This window comes from Williamwhitmania sp. (genome assembly GCA_035529935.1).
Classification (GTDB): domain Bacteria; phylum Bacteroidota; class Bacteroidia; order Bacteroidales; family Williamwhitmaniaceae; genus Williamwhitmania.
Genome location: DATKVT010000049.1, coordinates 1 through 19,545 on the forward strand (window position 1 = coordinate 1; position 19,545 = coordinate 19,545).

Sequence of the window (19,545 nt, forward strand, 5' to 3'; positions counted from 1 at the left end):
TAACCGTCCAATAGAAATCACCGCTAACGATGTCGCGAGGCTTGAAGAGTATGAAGTGCTCAGGCAGAATAGCTTCCACTAGCTCCGTAGAAGGCATGGCTGCCGTTTGTATACGCTTGGCGTATTCGATGCTTTTGGTAATATTTTCGTTTTGCTTAACAATCTGGTCACGCTGATTCTCAATCTCATCACGCTGCGCTTCGATCTCCTCCTTCTGCAGCATAATCTCCTCATTTTGCTGGGCAAGGGCATCGCGCTGATTCTCCATCTCCAAGCGCTGCTCCTCAATGGTTTGGGTGCGCATCCGCACCTTCTGCTCTAGCACAATTTTATCGCGAATGAGGTTTCGCTCCCTAACTCTTATAAATATTACTAAAACGAAAAGGAGCAAAATGGTAGAGAGCGATATAAACCATATTGATTTCCAAAAAGGAGGTCTAACCTTAAAGTTGAGGGTGTATTCCTTGCTCTGGCGTCCCAGCACATCACGAGCTCTGATTTTCAATTTGTAGTGGCCTGAAGGAAAGAAAGGAAACTCAAGCACCGGTGTTCGGCTCCACTCCGACCAGTGGTTCATCATCCCTTCAATTTGGTATTGGAACTCTGCCGACTTCTCCTTCATAAACGAAGGGGCCGCAATGGTTATGCGCAAGGCGTTATTGGAGTAATTGAGATCAATATTATCAAGATTTAGAAGGTCGCCGTTACCATCCTTCACCTTTTTAACCAACAACGAAAATCCAACTGGGTCAATCGGCTTTTCGGGATTTACAATGCGCAATATCTCGTTATATCCATTCACCAAATAAAGAGTATTCCCGGTGGTGAGAAAAATGTCATTAATCTTGTCGAACAAGGCAAGGAATGGTAGGTTAGGATTTTCAATGGGGCCGCGGGGGGAGTAGCATTTCCACTCGCCCTTAAGCCGCAGCCAGGTTACCTTACCTTGCGTAAAAAGAACTTTGATGTCAGGGCTTGCAAACTGCAAGCTGTCGTCGGAGAGCGTATTTGAGTTTTTATCGTATAGGTAAACGCGATTCGCCGTAATAACCATGGGTCTACCCATAATGGTTCTTGCTACCGGAGAATCAAAGGCGCCTCCCTTGGCACTCACTGCCGCAGAACTGGCAACACTTGCTCCATTGAGAGTTAATTTTATAACCGTCGATTCGGTTGTGAGGAGCAACTCCTTAGCAGACAACTCAGCAACTGAAATAGGCAAGTCATTTTCGGTTGGGAATATTGTGGTGGTGGTCCAGCCACCATCGTTTTTAGTTATCTCCTCAAGCCCTTTCTCGGTGCCAATCCATACCATTTCCTTATTAAAACCCGACGGAAGTGCAAAGAGGGTATACTTTCCAACAATGATTGCTTTTGCCTTGTCGCCCGTAACAGAATATACGCCCCTACTGCTAACTACCAAGAGTTCATTATTGAACACCACCAGCTGTCGACACTTCCCTTCCAAATTGGCGATTTTCCGATAGGCATAGCCAACCGACTGTAAAGCAAGCACCTTCTTTTTCCGCATCATATACTCATGCGAAGGTTGAGCTAACTGTTTGTTTGCGGCTACCTCTGTTTTCTCCTCAGATCCTTTACTACCAGAAATTTTATCAAAAAGACGGGAAAAGAAACTTTTCCTCTTCTTTTCGTGCTCATTAACTGTTGCTTCGTTCGCTTTAGACTCTGATCCAGCAACTTTTTCTTGACGCTGCGCAACCCTCTCCTTTACGTTTACCTCAACCTCCCTGTAACCTTTCACCTCATCCAAAAGATACAAACCCTCACTGGTTCCCACATAGAGGTGTTTTTGAAAATCAACAACCGAAAGCACATTACCACTCAATCCTGGGTAGTGTTCGTAGGAGGTTACAGGAATGCTGAAGTCTATTCGAGATATTCCCATACCATGTGCTAGCCAGAGGCCGGAGTAATGATCGACACCCAGAGAGTATACCTCATCGTCGGGAAGTCCTGCCCTGTAATTTACCAAGGCCAAGGTTTCTCCATTTTTTGAATCTACCACCACACAGCCACCCAGCAGTGTAGCGAAGGCAATTCTCGACTTATCAACCACTATCCCACCATTTACGTAGCTGGCATCAAGATAGGCTTGATCCTTAATCACAAAAGGGGAAAGATCTTTACCGTTAAACCGGTAAATGGAGTTGTTAGACAGCCCCAAATAAAGATCAGCTCCATTCCCAAACGTGAAACTTATTTCAGTTCCCTCAGGCAAAGAAAGTTTGATAGGAACTGCACGCCCATTTCGAATTAAAAAAACCTGAATTTTATTTTGGACTATATAGAGCTCATCCTTCAAATTGAAAGCATCGGTAATAAAATGCGTGCTATCGGTTTCAGCATAAACGTTCTGCAGAAACGGCGACTCACCGCCAATCAACTTACACACATTCTGTGTTCCTATGGCGTAGAGCGTATTCCCTACGGTTACCAGCTTATGGTAGTAGTCGTAAATGGTGTCCTTAACCTCCTTTTGAACGAATTCACCCTTTCTGTCGCGCTCAAATGAAACAACACCTTGGTCAGTGCTTACAAATAATTTATCATGAAAGGCCATGGCCAATGGACGACCCTCCACCTGGAGATTTTCCCACTCATAACCATCAAAAGAAAAGACACCCTTTCGGTTGAGGAAGTAAACCAAATCATTTTTACCCTGCTCAATGGCCCAAGTCTGGGTACTCATGGAACCTGGAAGCTTGTAATGGGTAATAAAAGGTAAACCCGGCTGAGCATTGGCTGGCAGGCTCCACAACAGGGTAACTGCCATGCTCAATCCCCCAATAATTAAACGAAGTCCCTTCATAGCAATTCTGGTAATATGATTAGGCAAATTACTGCAAAATAATACTCTATGGAACATTTATTGCAAAACTTTTACACCCGAACAATAAACTTAACAGATCAAGGAATAATTGGTTAATCCTTTCCTTTGAAATCCGGTCAAAAATTCAATCTTTGCACACCACAAAACAAGAAATGGAGATGGATTCAAATACGCAACCCGCGAAAAAGGGCTTTAGCCGAAATTACTGGACCGTAATTCTCATGGAGTTTTCCGAGAGAGGATCTTACTATGGAGTAATGTCTGTACTGTCAGTTTATCTTGTTTTAAGCACTAAGGATGGCGGGCTTGGCTTTAGCAAAGAGGGTGTGGGCGTTATCAAAAGCACCATTACGCCGCTGCTCTACTTCCTCCCCATTTTAGCTGGCGCAGTTGCTGACCGATACGGCTATCGAAAAACGCTCTTCTTTGCCTTTGCCGTAATGAGCACGGGTTACTTCCTCACTAGCCAGATGACATCATACAGCACCGTGTTCATTAGTTTGGTGCTAATGGCCGTAGGTGCTGGCTTTTTCAAGCCCATAATTTCGGGAACAATTGCTCGCGAAACCAACGAAAGTAACTCTTCCCTTGGATTTGGGATATACTACTGGTCCATCAACCTAGGGGCATTTCTAGTTCCGCTACTGCTAATCCCCTATCTGAAAAGTATCTCCTGGAGCTATATATTCATAATGGCATCAATTGGAACTGGTTGGCTACTACTCCTCAACCTATTTGTTTTCAAAGAACCATCCCGACCCAAGAGCAGCAAATCTATCCCCGTGGTGTTGAAGGAGGCCGTCCTTGTACTCAAAGACATCCGCTTTATCTCCATGATTGTAATATACAGCGGCTTCTGGATTCTTTACTTTCAAATGTTCGATTCGGTCCTCTGGTTTTTAAAAGAACACATCAACACTGCTCCAGTAGACAGTGCCGTTAACAGTTTTCTCGGACACTTCTATGCAAACCCATCCTGGCATTTTGATGCTGAACATGTAACGGTTATCAATGCAGCAACCATTATTGGGCTTCAACTGATAGTTTCCAAAATTGTCAACAAGTTTAAAGCGCTACCTACCATGGTAGTTGGAATGTGCTTTGGCACCTTAGGAATTGCCATGCTGGCGGTATCATCCAATGTGTGGGTATTTATTCTAGGTTTATTTGTTTTCTCCATTGGCGAAATGACGGCCCACCCAAAATTTATCTCCTACGTTGGGCTTATTGCACCACCCGACAAGAAGGCACTCTACCTTGGCTACTCATTCCTTTACGGCGTTATTGGTAGTGGAATTGGAGGAATTCTTGGAGCCGTTCTCTACCACGCATTAGTAGAAAAAGATAATAATTCATTCGCATTCTGGGGAATATTTGTACTTATAGGAATGGCCTCCATCATCGGGCTACTACTATTTAACAGGCACGTGAAAAGGAACCCAGTGTAAACGAGGTTTTTGAGAAGTTCCTGAAAGGTTATTGGTGTTCAATATCTAGTCTCTCGATGATTAAAAAACCATCGAAGTAAACCTGATTCATACTGAAATGCTTAACCGCAGTGTCGACAAAAATCTTCGATCCCACTCTGACTCTTAATCTCCAATCAGGCAGACAGGGATAAATAACAGGAGTAACCAACCTACGGGAACCATTTTCAAGCTGGATTCGCCATTTCCAAGTGGCCTCCGTGTTTCCTGTATCATCAGGCGGATTATTCCACAGCTCCACCACAGGGCTATCGGTTGATTTTAAACCGAACAACTCCAAGGAGGTTGTTAACACCTTGAACATTCTTTGATTGACACAAGAAATACCTGCCGTGTTTGGAATAAAATTCAAACTACGCCAAAATGGTAGCGAGGCAAAAAATGGGCATTCTAGACTTACAACAACACATCCCGATTCTCTAAACACGTCCATGCACTCCTCCACCATAAGTCGTCCTAAACCTCGTCGACGCACTTGCGGCATTATCTCAACAAAATCAATAAACTTTACCGCGGAAGTACCATACCAGCAGATAAATCCAGCGGCACGTCCCTTCGCAAGCAGCAGGATAACTTGCCCGTTATCGAACCGATGCCGAATAATGTCCCAGCTAGGATAGAAGCCGGAACAGGAATTCTCATACTCATCCCTCAGCCAACCTTCAACCTGCCTAAGCATTTCAAATGAAGGATTGATTATCAGCTTAGCCTTTAGCTCCTCAGCCTTCTGTGCAGGAAGTTCAAACATTACTAGATTACCTGTTTTTGCAGGTCAAAATTTACTGCTATAATGAGATAATCGCAAATTATTTTTCACAATTAATTTAGTTCTGCAGCATTAAAACAGGCATGCACCGAAATTAAAATGTCAGAAGTGAAACGTGAGTGATTCGGGAATCAACATGGAGTTAGAATAATTCAAAGGAGTCGAGGCACAGATCACACCTTGGTTGATTAACAAATTCGACCTTTGGTAGAGATGCAAGGTGTTGCACCTCTCAGTTTTGGATAGTCTATATTACGAACACTTAACTCATATAGACATTTCCACTAAGCACCTCAGCAAATTCCCAATAGGGCGACAAGATTGTGGTTTAGATTTGGAATAGCTAATAACGGCCATGACCATGGCAGCCATTTACAAAAGAGAATCCTTCAAACTTTCCTTGAGAAAATCAGGATTCATCGAAAATATCCGACGTAGAAATTATATGGGTAGGAATGGTGTGGTGAAAAAAGGTTAAGGGTGTTGCACTAAAATAGACTTACCCTTAAGCCCTGAATTACCCCATGCGTTTAACTATTTAGGAAACACCATAAACAAGGAAGTTTTACACTTCGCTGGAAGGGGTTCGATATGGAAGAGGCTACTTATCGATCTTTACCTTTACGGCAATTAATCCACGCTGACCCTTCTCCACCTCAAAAGTAACTCTGTTATTCTCCTTGATCGACTCAAGCAGTCCATTAATGTGCACAAATATACTTTCCTGGGTATCAAGATCCTTGATAAAACCAAAACCCTTGGAGTCGTTGAAGAACGAAACCACGCCGTGACGAACTATATCAACTGGCTCATTGGTAGAACGAGGAATTCCAATCTCAATGCTCTCAATTTCAATCTCCTGCTTATTCATGGGATCAGGTCGGGTGGAGGTAAGCATTCCATTCTCATCCACATAAGCAATCATGTCATCAAAATTATTGGTCCCGCTTTCCTTGCGTTCAATCCGCTTCAGTTCCTTCTCTTTTCTCTTCTTCTCCTTGTTTGTCCTTACTTGTTTTTTATTCGAGGTTTCCCTTGGCCTCCCCATAATGCTCCTTTCTTATTATAATTAGTATTACTATCAAAAGCCATGCTGCCTTTACCAGCCAACACAGCCTCCAAATTCAGCACAAAGATACGGTTAATTCATGAATTTTCAGCATCAAATTAAGATTCAAAGGTATACAGCGACCAAAAAAAGGTTACGCAAAGAAGTCTAAACCAAAATAAAGGTAACCAAAAATGGAACGAGCACCGTGAGTATGGTACCATTTAAAAGGCTAATCACCGCATAGTCCTTTCCAACATATTGGGTAATAATAGGAAGGGTAGTATCCATGGATGTTGCACCTCCACAGGCAATTGGAGCCAACTTACCAAAATAGCGAGCAAAAATGGGTGTAAAGAGCAAGGTGATTATTTCGCGCATTACGTTGGAGAGAAGGGCGACTACCCCAAGCGTTCCCCCCCGAATTTCGGTAATGTAAATGCTTGAAAGGCTATAGTAACCAAACCCCGAACCAATGGCTGCAACGTCCTTCAATGAAATATCGGAAATGAGCAACGACACACAGCTCACGCCAATTAGCGTACCTACTATGGTAGTTAGCGGTACTAGTAGCACCGTTAGATTCATGCTCCGAATCGTTTGAAGGGATCGCGGGTCAGAGCCAATGCCAATTCCTACAAGAAACATCAGCAGGTACAGAGCATACTCGGTAAAATTACCATGTAGCAGCCAAGCAGGAAGCCAATGCACATAGCCAAACAGCACTCCCACTGCAAAAAAGGAAAGGATAATCAAGCTTCCTTTCATACCTTCTCCTTCGGCTTGAAAAAAACACGGTAGGTAACAAAGGCCAATAGGACGCTACCAAATACTGCGCCCAATGTAATCAAAAACGCCTTTACTCCAAGTATTGGCAAATTTGAAACAATGGTTTTATTAGAACCGATAGAAATACCCAGTAAAAGCAGAAGCAGGTAGATGGCATAGGTGGTGAGCCTATCATTTAGCAGCACTAGCTTCGGCTTTGTGCGAAGCCAAACTCCAACCACAATTCCTAAAAGCATTATGAGAATCACTGTAATCATCTTCTGCAACCATTTATAAAATGTAAAAACATCGCTCTAATACAAATAAATTATCCAACCAAACGTGTCTAATAACCCACTATTTTCCCACAGTGAAGGCATACTCAATGCTATGCTCAAATGGCGCAGCAGGTGTAATCACAGTGGAAGGAAATTCGTGGTGGTTTGGAGCATCCGGGAAAAGTTGAGGCTCAATGCAGATGGCATCGCGGTGAACATACATTCGGCCAGCTCTTCCTGGAACAAGGCTATCAAGGCCATTGCCGGTATACACCTGCACGCCAGGAAGCGTCGACCGAACCTCCATGGTTCTGCCATTGCTAGGATGCTTAACCAGCGCCACCTTGTTTATTTGTCCTTGAGGGGCATCAACTACCCAGCAGTGGTCGTAGCCATTGCCAATAAGTATGTCGGGGTAAATGCTTTCCAATCCCGGCTTGAGCCATTGCAGCTGGGAGAAATCCATTACTGTTCCAGTGACCGGGATTAGTTTTCCGGTAGGAATTTGATGTTTATCGGTTTCTAGATATTGCTTGGCTTCCACCTGAAGCAAATGATTTTCAATGGAGCCGCTATCCTCCCCACCAAGGTTAAAGTAGCTATGGTGAGTGAGGTTAAGCACAGTTGGTGTATCGGTGATAGCATGGAATTGCATTGAAAGAACATTGGTCTCACTCCAAGCATAATTAACTGTTACTTCTACCCCGCCTGGATATCCACCTTCACCATCGGGGCTCACAATTTTAAACACCACACCATTGTTGCCGCCCTCACCTTGAATCAACTTCCATGGCCGATGGCTAAATCCAACATCGGCGCTATGCAGGTGATTGTCTCCCTCATTAGGTTGCAGCTGGTAGGTTTTTCCATTGAGTGAAAAGCGGGAGCCACCAATGCGGTTGGCATAGCGACCAACGATACATCCAAACCACTCCACCCCTTTCAGGTAACCTTCGAGCGATGAGTAACCAAGCACTACTTCAGAAATATCCCCCTTGTTATCGGGAACTTTCACGGAAACAACACGAGCGCCATAGTTTGAAAACGCCACCGAAGCCCCGCTACTATTTGTCAAAGTAACCAGCTGTACCTCTTCACCAGAGGAAACTTTGCCCCAATGTTCAACCTTCTTATGCATCATCAATTTGGTATTAAGTGAACGCTTCTTACTTCCAGAGTGGGGACGGATACTCCCCCTTCTCAACCAACACCTTGAGCTGAGCCATCACGATTGGCTTGTCACCAGCATAGGTCACACCAAACCAGTCTGAGTCGGTAGGGATTACCTTGCAGGTTGCTTTACCTTGGGACAGCAGACGATTAACTACCAACGGAATATAAAACTCAGCCTTTGGGCTTGCAATATTATCGGTTAAAAACTCCTTCAACATGCGCTCAGCGTGGTCGAAGAAGTCAGGTGTAAAACCCCAGCAATTCATGGAAACAGAGGCATCACCTGAAAGTATTTTCTTAGACCCGTCATCTTCGGTATTAAATATGGAATTGCCATCGCTACCGATTTTGGTATGCTCTACCACATCTACCAGCAGCGAGTTGGCATCGACCTTACACACCCCACGCGAAACAGTTCCCTCCTCGGAGAGCGTTTTCCTCAGCTTGTAGCCAACCATATAGGCTTGTCCTTCCGCTTTCCCGTGCGTTAAAGCATCGGCCAGTTGGGCAAACGATTGGCGTCCATAGAAATCATCGGCATTAATTACGGCAAAAGGCTCGCTAACAACATCCTTGGCTGCCCATACGGCATGGCCTGTACCCCAAGGTTTAACTCGGTCAGCAGGACACATAAATCCCTTTGGCAACAAATCCAGTTCCTGAAACACGAGCTTCACCTCAATTTTATCTGAAAAACGATTTCCAAAAGCGGCCATAAAATCGGCCTCAATACTCTTTCGAATAATAAACACCACCTTGCCAAAGCCGGCTCGCATGGCATCGTAAACTGAATAATCGATAATGGTTTCGCCATTAGGACCTAGCCCATCAACCTGCTTCAACCCGCCATACCGGCTTCCCATGCCAGCGGCTAAAACCACCAATGTTGGCTTCATACAACTCAATTTAATGTTTATAACCTTACTATTTTTTAAAACATGCTCGTTTGCCAATGTCGAAATTAATCGTCAGTGGACTTTTACAAAAAGAACCTCGCGCCACCATCAATATACATTTTCATACAATTGATAGTGGTTGTTTTGGCCATCGAAACAAATTTACATTTCGACGGAGAAAATTAGCAATTCTTTCAACAAGATGGTTACTCAATTACTTTAAAGCAAAGGATACCTACAGATGCATTTCCAAAACATTAACAAGAAAACGATTGAGAGAGACAAAAAAAATGGGCAAAGGCTGTAAATTTGTTGAACTTTTACTCTCAGTTGGTAAAAAATAATACTTTTGAGCCCCGAAAACTGGGAACTTTGAACTCTTAATTGTAGGCAAATCAACCATTATAAGATTTATGAAGAAGGCAACAAAAGACACTTTCATAATTGGGCTCGCGCTATTCGCCATGTTTTTTGGAGCAGGAAATCTGATCTTCCCTCCAATGCTGGGTTTTAGAGCAGGGGAAAGTTGGTTATCGGGCGCGCTAGGCTTCATGATGTCCGACGTTGGACTATCACTCATGGGAATAGTTGCCGTAGCCATGATTGGAGGTGGATTCACCGCTCTTGGTAACAAGGTTGGCCCGCGCTACTCTAAAATCCTTGGCACCACAATCATGTTGGCACTCGGCCCACTACTTGCAATTCCTCGAGCCGGTGCTGTTTCATACGAAATGGGCATAGAATCGCTTTTCCCTTCCAGCACCATGTGGGTAGTAACCACCATATTCTTTATTGCTACCATATTCTTTGTTTTCGATCAAAAGGGTGTAGTGGATAAGATTGGAAAGTTGTTGACCCCAGTTCTGCTTATAACGTTATTGGTGATTATAGTTGCAGGCATAATCTACCCAATTGGTACTGCCTCACACGCCAAAGTGCCCAACACCTTTGGTCTTGGATTTACCGAAGGATACCAAACAGTGGATGCGCTTGCGGCCGTTATATTTGCTAGAATAATTCTGAACACCTTAACTGCAAAAGGGTATACCAAAATATCTTCGCAGGTTATGATGACCATTAAAGCTGGGGCCATCGCCTTGGGAATAATTGCCATTGTTTATGGGGGACTTATTGCCATTGGCTCCAATGCCAGCGCCCTCTTCCCAGACGATATCACCAGAACCTCACTATTTGTATGCATTGTAAATCGCATTTTAGGTTCAAGTGGTACAATAATTATGGCCGTAGCAGTCGTATTTGCATGCTTTACCACTGCAGTGGGTCTTACGGCCACTGCAGGTGCATATTTTCAACACATTTCGAAGGGGAAAATTAATTACAAAGTTACGGTGGTAGCAATTAGCCTTGTCAGCCTGCTCATTGCCAACCTAGGAGTAAAGGAGATTATAGCAATATCGGAACCAATACTAAGGCTAGTATACCCACCCGTAATAATGCTCATCATTTGCGGATTATTCGACAAACTTGGCTTATCGAAGCACTTCTATAGAGGAGCAGTGCATACAGCCTTACTGCTCAGTATTCCGGAGATGCTTGCCAGCTTTCATGTTCCAGTTAACTCAGCAGTTGACCTACTAAACTCTTTTCCACTTGCGAACTATAAGGTTGGTTGGCTAATTCCTTCCTTGCTGGTTGCACTGGTAATGCACATTGCCTTTCATAAAAAGGCAACCCTACTAGCAGCGTAGCGTTCACGGTAAATCTTAACCCTAGAAAATAGAGTTAGACTACTCATAAAATAATTGTCCAGCGAATTTTACTTAATGAAAATTCGCTGGACGTTTTATAGTGACCTTTGAGAGAGTAGTCCTCAGTTGATAATTACTTTTCGAACATCGCATTTCCCGTTATCCCTATCTATTTTCATCATGTAGCAACCCTTGGGAAGAGAAGTGGAGATGAAGTCGTTGGCTGAGGTGATCTGCTTCGAAGCCACCATTTTCCCAATAATTGAATAGATTTCAACACTTTTCACCCCAGACATATTCTTTAAATAGAAGGTGCCTTTGGAGGGATTTGGATAAACTGAAACCGCACTAGAAACCTCCTCGATACCGGTAGTCTCGGTAAAGTAAGCCATGGCAGAAATAGAGGCGCTCACGGTAACCTGGGTAGTTGCAGTAGTAACGTCGGCCCCATTAACAACCCACTTTTCAAAAGCCCATCCCTGATCAGGGGTAGCCGTGAGTGTAACCTCATCACCCTCATAGTAGGTGTGGTCGCCATCAGCAGGGTCGATGGTTCCGTTGCCCGAGTGACTCAAGCTGAGTGTGTAGGTTGGTATGGCAACACCGGTAACCACAATATCATCAATTTTAGAGATGCCCGCAGCATCAACCGTTCCTCCTGCCGAATTGGTATTGGAGGTCATAATCCAACGAAGGGTAATCATGTCGGAGGCATTCCACGCCTCTGAAGGAATATCCACGCTTGCCAACACACCTGTTGTCCAGTCGTTCTTCACTGTAAGAGCAGCACTTGGAACATCGGTAAAGTCACCATCGCCAATCTTGTACTGCAGCTTAAAATCCTGAGGTCCAGGATTGGTTCCGCCAGACTGCTGCTTCGAGGAAATTTTGAGGTTACCATAGCCTTGTGTGGAGAACTGCACATACCAATACTTGGTGTCCGCACCATTATCCCAGCCAACGGTTTGAGCCGCATTGTCGGTAAACCCATTCTTCCAAGCAATAGTTCTGCCTGACTCAGTTCCCAAGGTGGCTACACCCACATTGGCAGTGGTTCCCTGATCGGCCAACACAGAGCTGGTTGCAAAACTCCAGCCTGCAACTACATCCTGCGCCCAGCTCAACGATGTTGATAGCGCAGTAATAGCAAGAATTAGTAAAGCTTTTTTCATGTTTTTTTGGTGTTTTTGAATTATCGTTCAATGATTTTAAACTTCCACCTTGCAGGTTTTACACTCTTCAATTAACCTTGCACGGTTGTTTGCCTTTACTCTATTTTTAGTTTTTTTTTAAAAGTTAAATCGAATTCCAGCCATAAAAAACCGACCGGGACACTGCTCCCCCTTCTTATCGAGGAACTGAGCATTAAAAAGATTTTGAACATCAGCCCACAACTTCAAACCTAGCGGTAGCGAATGCTCTGCATGCAAATCAACCGTTTGGTAATCGGCCAGCCTCTGAGTATTCACATCATCAATCCACTGCCTTCCAACATAGCTATAGGTTATACCCAGCGTGTTTCTTTTTCCATTATAAACTATGCCTGCACTGGCGAGGTAGTCGGGCACTTCAGAAATTGCCATTCCCTTAAGATTAGTAGCAGCAATTTTTGAATCAAACTTTACAATTTTAGATGTAGAGGTTGAAGCACTCACCCGAACCATCCATCGTGTGTATGGCTGCCAACGAATGCTACCCTCTAAACCCTTAACCACAACATCACCAACATTATCGCGCATCAAAATTGGTTTCACATCCGTTCCACCAGTATCGATGGAGTCGCCCGTAGCAACAAAATATTGAAAATGCAAGCCGTAGGAATAGTAACCAGTAAGATCGATATAGAGCGAAGAAACAGGCTTCAACGACATCCCAATCTCCACATTGTTCAACGTTTCCGGCTTTAAGTTTGGATTGGCAATTTTAAAACCTTTGGTGATTTTTCGCGAGCTGCACAGATCGTCGAGTTTGGCAGGCATAAAACCGCTTGATACCGCAGCCTGAAAACCAACTACTTTCGTTAGAAAATATTTAATGCCTACCCTTGGGCTTGCGGCCTGCCAGTGCGAAGAGCCAAAATACTGATTGCTATTGGAGGAAAAACCGGTTGCCTTTGTTGGATCTTTAACAGTAAGGCGCCCATCGAAGAAGCCAGCCACATCGAGCCGTAGTCCACCTGTGAGGGAAACACGCGAACTCAGCTTAGCCTCCTCCTGAACAAAGGCACCAATGGCAATCATATTACCGCTACGCAGAATATCGTCAGTGGAAGTTCGGTAAACATCGTGCGCATCGATACGACCAAACCGCACTTCGGCACCGGTAGTTATCGTGCCCCATTTCGTAGGAGCATGGGTTGCTCCGAACCACAAACCAGCATCGTCACTATTTTGAAAAGTATAGGACAACTTGTAGGTATCGCCAAGCTTATTAATGCTCTCGCTCTGCTTCTTGTAATACTCGTGTTGATAATAAATGTGCATATCAGTGTTCCACACTGCACGCTTAGCCGACAACGTTACAGATGCTGCCTGATCTTCGTAGCTATCGTAGTTGCCATCGGGTAGGTATATTTTTTTACCTGAACCGCGCTTATCCTTGTAGTAGGTGTAGGATGCATTAATGGTCAACCCCGACTTTAAAACCCCGCCAGTTCTAAAACTAATACGTCGCTCCTGAATATATGCTTTCGACGAAGTAGAATCGCGTGTTGCCACTGGGTCAATTATATAGCCATCACCAGTTCTATAGTAAGGAGAAACATCCCAGTAGAACCCATTTGCCAACTTACTGCCCACATTAAACGAGAGTTGGCGAAGACCCAATTCACCCAAGCCAAAATCAACATTACCCTCAAGTGGCTTTTGCGGCTTTATGGTAGTAAAGTTTACCACACCAGTCATAGCATTGTTGCCATAAATGGAACTAGCTGGTCCTCGAACAACCTCAATGGATTGAATCTGATCGGGGGAGATCATGTTCCAAGTCACCATGCCGTAGGAAGATTTATTGAGAGGAATCCCATCCACGGTTATGAGCACTCGGTTGTTTCCATCAAGTCCCCTAAGCGACAATCCTGAATTTTTGGAAAACACACCCCAAATTCTATCGATATAGGCACCAGGTATAAACTTGAGCAGCTCATCACTAGTTCTTGCAGAATAATCTTGAATCTCAGTCTTCGTAATAGTTGAAGTAGCAAATGGGAGGCTATCAGCCCTATGGCTCGTCTGGGTTGAAACCACGGTGACGGGGTTAATAAAGTCAGACATTCTAATTGACGAGTCGGACACCGCCAACTCCTGCCCATTACAAAAGAGCGGAATTGCCAAACCCAAAACGAGTAATGCTTTTAAATAGGCCATCTTACTTGCTACCAGTTTTTTGAACAACCATATCTACTGTAACCAAACCAGACGGTTGTCCATCTACCGCTGTGACTCTAAAAACGCCATATAATCCAAGATCTTCCTGCTTAAACGAATATATATCACCGACCGCAAGGTTTTTCGCCTTGCGTTTTCCTGCACTTTCGTCATAAAGCGAAACGAGATCGGCCACGCTTGCCAAGGCGTTAAACTGGTCAGCCGAAATGGATATGAGAAGGAATCGTGCGGTGTTGCGAATAGTCCAATCCGTTGGACCTCCATCTCCATAAACTGAAGCATCCACATTTGAACCGGGGGAGGCAATTACCATAGCATCTGCATCGATGGTGTCGAAGTAGCAAAGCAGATGAATCTTATCGGGAATAGCAGCAGCCTCATCTTTTGTGAAAATTGCACCGCTTTCCAAATTCATAAAAGAGCCATACGTAGTGTTTTGCTGCGCACCAATGGTAATTCCATTGAACCGTTGCACCTCACCCACACTACCGCCAGCCTTATTGATGGTGTAACTCACCTGCGATGCTCTGCCACCCTTGTCGCGGATAGTAAAAATCAAAATATTTTGCTCAGCAGTATCCTTGGTGAAAATTACCTCCTTGTTATAGGTCTGCTTAAAGAATCCCTCGTCAACCAACCGAACGCCATTGCTGGAGACAATTAAGTTTGTAAGTGCGTCGCTACCATTCCAGCTGCATGCAAGCTCAAATGTAATGGATTGCCCTGGCGCTAATGCAGTATCACCTCCAGCTGTGAGATTTGTAATCGTCACCGTAGGGTTTGCCCCATTGTCGCTTGTTCGTTCACACGAGCATGACATTAAAAATGAGGAAGCCACTCCAAGCAGCAGTCCAATTGTTCGAAAGGCATTTATTTTCATATCGGAAATTATAAAAATGGGAGTAATGCCAACGGCTACTCCCCATTACTACTTTCTAACTTTAGCAAATGATGCACCAAGGAAACCACCAATGGTTCCAAACAGGAAATGGCTCAAAAGCGGAAACCACACGCCACCTACAAACGACCCATAAATCACCCCAAACAGGCTCAATAAAATCCTAACGACGGGGATGGAGAGATAGCAGAATCCTGCTGCCAACGCTATAAAAACGATATGCTTACGCAGCAATTTCACGTTGTCAAGAAATAGATCCAAACCTACGGCAGGCATTGCAAACATAAGTGGCATAAAGGGATCGTGAAAGCCAAAAACCGGAAAAAATGCGGCAAAAGCAGCACCAGCACCCATCATGGTTCCAGCCCAACGGTAAGGAATAATCAACCGTAGAAAGGTGAACAGAAACATGATCTCAATACCATGCCTTCCAGGGAGGTGAAGTGGCACTCTAATATTTGCCCTTACAAAAGTAATTGCAACCCCAAAAAGAAAGAAGAGCAAGACAAGTGCAATCTGGTTAATTCGAGATCTTCCGTACAAGCTCTTTGCTTGCACATTTATAGCGAATACCCCCATTTTGTTGATATTTTTCGATTAAAATAATTTTTTTCCCATTCTTCAAAACAGGCCTAACCCAGCCATCCAAATCTACTACAGAACTCTCTGGAATCAAAACCAAATCTTCACCAGCAGCTCCATCAATGGGAATTAACTGCATAAGCTCGCTTACGGAGGCGAGTCCACTTAGTTCCCGAAAGTTTTTTCCCTCCATCCAAACAAAACGGCCATCATCTCCAGCATATCGAAGCGCAACTGCAGCCATGGCGCCAATAGCTCCATCAAAATTGCCGGTGAAGGCTGCGAGAAAAATACTGTGTCGCTTGGCAATACTCCAAACTTCCGCTTGGGTAACCAGCTCGCATTTTGCTCTTGTTCCCCAGCGAATCACCTCTTCTGGCAAGCTGTCAGCCGAAGCAATACACAAACCAGCATCCGAGCCTGGAGCAGCCTCTCGAGCTAGAAAAGCGCTGCAGTATTGTTCCAGATAGTCAACCCGAGATGCCTCCACCTCCAAACAGGCGGAACTGTTGTGCGAGGTATAGGGAACGCGAGGGTCGAAAAAGAGCTGATGACGAGAAATCCCATGCACTTTGGCAAATCCTGTTTGCATAAGTTCATATCCCAACTGCCGAGCCCTAAAACCTGTGCCTCTGGTTTCCAGATTGTCGGTATCGTCAATTCCAATTAAGTAGCGCATTCTAATCTCCAAATCTGTAATTATTAATTCTTTCACCTACTCATTTAGTCGATGAAAGAACTTCTTCGTAATTTTGTAAATGGCGCTATCGAACTCACCGCGCAACTCAAGGTAGGCCTCAATCAACTTCTTTCCCTCTTCCGTGAGATCCGACCTACCACCCTCCTTGCCGCCTCGTTGCTTCTCTACAAGGGAAAAGCCAATAGCCTCCTCTGCATCATGCAGCAATCCCCATGCCTTACGATAGCTTATGTGCATTGCATCCGCCGCAGCGGCCAGTGAACCTTGCTTTTGTATCTCCAGAAGCAACGTAAACCTCTCCTCGTCGAATATTTCCACGTTCGCCTTGCCCACCAAGCCAATTTGGTAGTCTAGAAAAATGTCGAAATACTTAGAACCGGGAGCGCCTGCCATGCATCAATCGTTAAGCAATATATTTCATATCCAACTACATACAAAAAGCAAGAAGCTATAAGCCGCCTGCTTTATTTATATAGGCAACGGTAAGAGGTGTCGCCCTCCACCTTAACTTTAAACTTTACATCCTTAGGGACGATAAAGGTCTCAAATGCTTTATAAGTTTTCCATTTTGTCTCACCCGGCAGCATTGCATGCATACTTCCTGAAGTAACAGTCATGTGCTCAACAGTGGATGTACCAAACTCATACTCACCGGTGGCCATTACACCAATGGTGGCTTTTCCTTCTGTGGATTCAAACCCCAAAGACTTCACTTTGCCACCGAAGTAATCATTGACACTAAACATATCGCTAGCTTATTGGTTAATAAAGGTTCTCGAGCAAAGATATGGAAATCGTAAAGGCATAATTATGACAAATCGCAGTTTTTTTTCTAACAATCGCATCGTTCTAACTACCTGCATTTTATAATAATTATACCGATATGTTTTATTTTTCATATCGCTTTTATACTTTTGACAATCAAAAAAAAGTTGAAATATGAATAATGCAGTTTTTGATTTTGTGTTACCACAGAATGAACCTGTTTTAGAGTATGCACCAGGCTCTGCTGAGCGTGCTGCCCTAAAAAAGGAGCTAGAACGCCAAGCCTCCATGCAAATTGAGATACCTCTAATCATTGGTGGAAAAGAGGTAAAGTCGGGTAAACTTGGTAAGGTGGTAATGCCTCACGACCATAGCCATGTGCTAGCAACCTACCATATGGCTACCGAAAAAGAGGTAGAAATGGCCATTGAGGCAGCGCTGAAAGCAAAAGAAATTTGGTCGTCGATGTCATGGGTCGACCGCGCACAAATCTCGCTAAAGGCAGCCGACCTCATTGCAAAAAAGTATCGCTTTGTGATGAATGCCGCCACCATGTTGGGCCAAAGTAAAAACCCCTATCAGGCAGAGATTGACTCCGCTTGTGAGGTAATCGACTTCCTACGGTTCAACGTATTTTTCGCCAACAACATCTATAAGGATCAGCCCATTTCGGTTGATGGTGTTGTAAATCGGACAGAATATCGCCCACTCGAAGGATTTGTTTTCACCATCTCCCCCTTCAACTTTACAGCCATCGCATCAAACCTCAACATGTCGCCTGTAATTATGGGTAACACAACGGTTTGGAAGCCAGCCACAACTTCGATCCTTTCCAACTATTACCTCATGAAAATATTTCAGGAGGCAGGTTTACCCGACGGAGTAATCAACTTCCTTCCAGGTCCGGGCTCAACTATCGGCAAAGGAATTTTTGCAAGCAAGGATTTGGCTGGCATACACTTCACCGGATCGACCAACACCTTTAATTTCTTTTGGAAGCAGATTGTTGAAAACCTTCCGAAGTATAAGAACTACCCAAAGATTGTTGGAGAAACAGGGGGTAAGGATTTCGTGTTGGTTCACAACACTGCCAATACCGATGAGGTGGCTACCGCATTGGTAAGAGGTTCCTTTGAGTATCAAGGACAGAAATGCTCAGCCGCTTCGAGGGCATACATCCCAAAAAGTTTATGGCCGTCCATTAAAGAAAAAATGGGGAAATCGCTGGCTGAAATCAAGATGGGCGATGTAAACAACTTTACCCACTTTGTGAATGCCGTGATAGACGAAGCCTCCTTCGACAACATTATGGGCTACGTTGATAAGGTTAAAAACACGAAGGATGCAGAAATAGTCTTTGGTGGACAGGGCGACAAATCGAAGGGTTACTACATTGAACCAACCGTTATTCTGGCGTATAATCCTCACTTTGTAACCATGGAGGAGGAGATCTTTGGACCAGTTCTCACGGTTTACGTTTATGAGGATGCTAAATTCGAGGAGACGCTTGATCTAGTCGACACCACAAGCCCCTATGCCCTAACGGGTGCCATTTTTGCACGCGATCGTCAGGTTATAATTCAGGCCTACGAAAAGCTTCGCTACGCAGCTGGCAACTTCTACATCAACGATAAGCCGACCGGTGCAGTTGTTGGGCAGCAGCCATTCGGTGGCGCACGTGGCTCAGGAACCAACGACAAGGCTGGAAGCAGCCTCAACCTCATTCGCTGGACCAATCCAAGAGCAATCAAGGAAACCTTGTTACCGGCAACGGACTACAAATACCCCTTTTTAGAAGAGGCATAAACTAGCATCGGAAGGCAACGGGTAATCCTAGCGCCTTCTGTTTTTTTAATACTAATCCCCATATCAACTAACAATAACCAACTTACATGAATCACTCAAAAATTCTCACCTCACTTGGAATTGCATCAGAAAACTCTGGCCTTTCAGTAGGAACCAAGTGGATGACAGCATCTGGTGACATTAACGAGTCGCACTCGCCCATCGATGGGAAGCATATAGCAACCATTAAGAATGCCTCAGCTGCCGATTATGAAATGGTGGTAAGAAAAGCAGAAGAGGCTTTCAAAACATGGAAAACAGTTCCGGCACCACTTCGCGGAGAGGTAGTACGCCAAATTGGGCTTGCTCTACGAGAGAAGAAGGAAGAGCTTGGATATATTGTTTCCCTTGAAATGGGAAAAATATTCCAAGAAGGAATGGGTGAAGTGC

Annotated in this window: 18 protein-coding genes; 4 read left to right on the forward strand and 14 right to left on the reverse strand. The window is 44.3% G+C overall.

The features are described from left to right. On the reverse strand, positions 1-2,833 hold a 2,833-nt coding region (locus VMW01_03745), incomplete at its 3' end, for a triple tyrosine motif-containing protein (GenBank protein ID HUW05353.1). A 179-nt stretch (positions 2,834-3,012) separates the two neighbouring features. Here VMW01_03745 and VMW01_03750 point away from each other — a divergent pair. Continuing rightward, positions 3,013-4,302, forward strand: coding sequence for an MFS transporter (locus VMW01_03750; GenBank protein ID HUW05354.1), 1,290 nt, complete (start codon positions 3,013-3,015; stop codon positions 4,300-4,302). A 28-nt stretch (positions 4,303-4,330) separates the two neighbouring features. Here the strand turns inward: VMW01_03750 and VMW01_03755 are convergent, their stop codons facing one another. The 6 genes from VMW01_03755 to VMW01_03780 form a co-directional block, all read right to left on the reverse strand. Further along, on the reverse strand, positions 4,331-5,089 hold the full coding sequence (locus VMW01_03755) for a GNAT family N-acetyltransferase (protein HUW05355.1): 759 nt from the start codon (positions 5,087-5,089) through the stop codon (positions 4,331-4,333). 619 nt (positions 5,090-5,708) lie between these two features. Continuing rightward, positions 5,709-6,155 (reverse strand): cold shock domain-containing protein, encoded by a 447-nt coding sequence (locus VMW01_03760; protein HUW05356.1) that lies wholly within the window; start codon positions 6,153-6,155, stop codon positions 5,709-5,711. 168 nt (positions 6,156-6,323) lie between these two features. After that, the gene (locus tag VMW01_03765; protein HUW05357.1) at positions 6,324-6,923 is read right to left on the reverse strand and encodes a lysine exporter LysO family protein; all 600 of its coding nucleotides are present in this window, start codon (positions 6,921-6,923) and stop codon (positions 6,324-6,326) included. Next, complete coding sequence (locus tag VMW01_03770) at positions 6,920-7,201, reverse strand: LysO family transporter (protein HUW05358.1); 282 nt, start codon at positions 7,199-7,201, stop codon at positions 6,920-6,922. Before VMW01_03770 ends, VMW01_03765 begins: the two co-directional genes overlap by 4 nt. 79 nt (positions 7,202-7,280) lie before the next feature. Further along, positions 7,281-8,342 (reverse strand): aldose epimerase family protein, encoded by a 1,062-nt coding sequence (locus VMW01_03775; GenBank protein ID HUW05359.1) that lies wholly within the window; start codon positions 8,340-8,342, stop codon positions 7,281-7,283. A gap of 25 nt (positions 8,343-8,367) precedes the next feature. After that, positions 8,368-9,270: a sugar phosphate nucleotidyltransferase gene (locus VMW01_03780; protein ID HUW05360.1), complete on the reverse strand. Its 903-nt coding sequence runs from the start codon at positions 9,268-9,270 to the stop codon at positions 8,368-8,370. Positions 9,271-9,683: 413 nt separating this feature from the next. Between VMW01_03780 and brnQ the strand changes: the two genes are divergently transcribed. Next, on the forward strand, positions 9,684-10,979 hold the full coding sequence (gene brnQ / locus VMW01_03785; GenBank protein ID HUW05361.1) for a branched-chain amino acid transport system II carrier protein: 1,296 nt from the start codon (positions 9,684-9,686) through the stop codon (positions 10,977-10,979). Positions 10,980-11,101: 122 nt separating this feature from the next. On the opposite strand, the gene VMW01_03790 is transcribed toward brnQ, so the two are convergent. From VMW01_03790 to VMW01_03820, 7 genes are all read right to left on the reverse strand, one after another. Continuing rightward, positions 11,102-12,151 carry a T9SS type A sorting domain-containing protein gene (locus tag VMW01_03790; GenBank protein HUW05362.1) on the reverse strand — a complete coding sequence of 350 codons (1,050 nt, stop codon included), beginning with the start codon at positions 12,149-12,151 and terminating at the stop codon, positions 11,102-11,104. Positions 12,152-12,268: 117 nt separating this feature from the next. After that, positions 12,269-14,344 (reverse strand): TonB-dependent receptor, encoded by a 2,076-nt coding sequence (locus VMW01_03795; GenBank protein HUW05363.1) that lies wholly within the window; start codon positions 14,342-14,344, stop codon positions 12,269-12,271. Position 14,345: 1 nt separating this feature from the next. Further along, positions 14,346-15,245, reverse strand: a complete 900-nt coding sequence (locus VMW01_03800; GenBank protein ID HUW05364.1) for a hypothetical protein — start codon at positions 15,243-15,245, stop codon at positions 14,346-14,348. A 48-nt stretch (positions 15,246-15,293) separates the two neighbouring features. Next, a complete protein-coding gene (locus VMW01_03805; GenBank protein HUW05365.1) occupies positions 15,294-15,842 on the reverse strand; it encodes a hypothetical protein in 549 nt (182 codons plus the stop codon). Next, the gene (locus VMW01_03810) at positions 15,784-16,560 is read right to left on the reverse strand and encodes a hypothetical protein (protein HUW05366.1); all 777 of its coding nucleotides are present in this window, start codon (positions 16,558-16,560) and stop codon (positions 15,784-15,786) included. Before VMW01_03810 ends, VMW01_03805 begins: the two co-directional genes overlap by 59 nt. After that, on the reverse strand, positions 16,561-16,938 hold the full coding sequence (locus VMW01_03815) for a LysR family transcriptional regulator (GenBank protein ID HUW05367.1): 378 nt from the start codon (positions 16,936-16,938) through the stop codon (positions 16,561-16,563). A gap of 71 nt (positions 16,939-17,009) precedes the next feature. Continuing rightward, positions 17,010-17,291, reverse strand: a complete 282-nt coding sequence (locus tag VMW01_03820; GenBank protein HUW05368.1) for a pyrimidine/purine nucleoside phosphorylase — start codon at positions 17,289-17,291, stop codon at positions 17,010-17,012. A 193-nt stretch (positions 17,292-17,484) separates the two neighbouring features. Between VMW01_03820 and pruA the strand changes: the two genes are divergently transcribed. Together pruA and VMW01_03830 are read left to right on the forward strand one after the other, a co-directional pair. Continuing rightward, entirely contained in the window at positions 17,485-19,116 is a 1,632-nt protein-coding gene (gene pruA / locus VMW01_03825; GenBank protein HUW05369.1) for an L-glutamate gamma-semialdehyde dehydrogenase, read from the forward strand. 86 nt (positions 19,117-19,202) lie between these two features. Further along, positions 19,203-19,545 (forward strand): aldehyde dehydrogenase family protein (locus VMW01_03830; GenBank protein ID HUW05370.1); only part of this gene is annotated, 343 nt, incomplete at its 3' end.

Excerpts from the sequence above, each read along its gene's own strand:
- VMW01_03790 (HUW05362.1), bottom strand. The coding sequence starts at position 12,151 with ATGAAAAAAGCTTTACTAATTCTTGCTATTACTGCGCTATCAACATCG.
- VMW01_03765 (HUW05357.1), bottom strand. The coding sequence starts at position 6,923 with ATGAAAGGAAGCTTGATTATCCTTTCCTTTTTTGCAGTGGGAGTGCTG.
- VMW01_03770 (HUW05358.1), bottom strand. The coding sequence starts at position 7,201 with ATGATTACAGTGATTCTCATAATGCTTTTAGGAATTGTGGTTGGAGTT.
- brnQ (HUW05361.1), top strand. The coding sequence starts at position 9,684 with ATGAAGAAGGCAACAAAAGACACTTTCATAATTGGGCTCGCGCTATTC.
- pruA (HUW05369.1), top strand. The coding sequence starts at position 17,485 with ATGAATAATGCAGTTTTTGATTTTGTGTTACCACAGAATGAACCTGTT.
- VMW01_03800 (HUW05364.1), bottom strand. The coding sequence starts at position 15,245 with ATGAAAATAAATGCCTTTCGAACAATTGGACTGCTGCTTGGAGTGGCT.
- VMW01_03775 (HUW05359.1), bottom strand. The coding sequence starts at position 8,342 with ATGATGCATAAGAAGGTTGAACATTGGGGCAAAGTTTCCTCTGGTGAA.
- VMW01_03755 (HUW05355.1), bottom strand. The coding sequence starts at position 5,089 with ATGTTTGAACTTCCTGCACAGAAGGCTGAGGAGCTAAAGGCTAAGCTG.
- VMW01_03780 (HUW05360.1), bottom strand. The coding sequence starts at position 9,270 with ATGAAGCCAACATTGGTGGTTTTAGCCGCTGGCATGGGAAGCCGGTAT.
- VMW01_03760 (HUW05356.1), bottom strand. The coding sequence starts at position 6,155 with ATGGGGAGGCCAAGGGAAACCTCGAATAAAAAACAAGTAAGGACAAAC.
- VMW01_03795 (HUW05363.1), bottom strand. The coding sequence starts at position 14,344 with ATGGCCTATTTAAAAGCATTACTCGTTTTGGGTTTGGCAATTCCGCTC.
- VMW01_03820 (HUW05368.1), bottom strand. The coding sequence starts at position 17,291 with ATGTTTAGTGTCAATGATTACTTCGGTGGCAAAGTGAAGTCTTTGGGG.
- VMW01_03750 (HUW05354.1), top strand. The coding sequence starts at position 3,013 with ATGGATTCAAATACGCAACCCGCGAAAAAGGGCTTTAGCCGAAATTAC.
- VMW01_03815 (HUW05367.1), bottom strand. The coding sequence starts at position 16,938 with ATGGCAGGCGCTCCCGGTTCTAAGTATTTCGACATTTTTCTAGACTAC.
- VMW01_03805 (HUW05365.1), bottom strand. The coding sequence starts at position 15,842 with ATGGGGGTATTCGCTATAAATGTGCAAGCAAAGAGCTTGTACGGAAGA.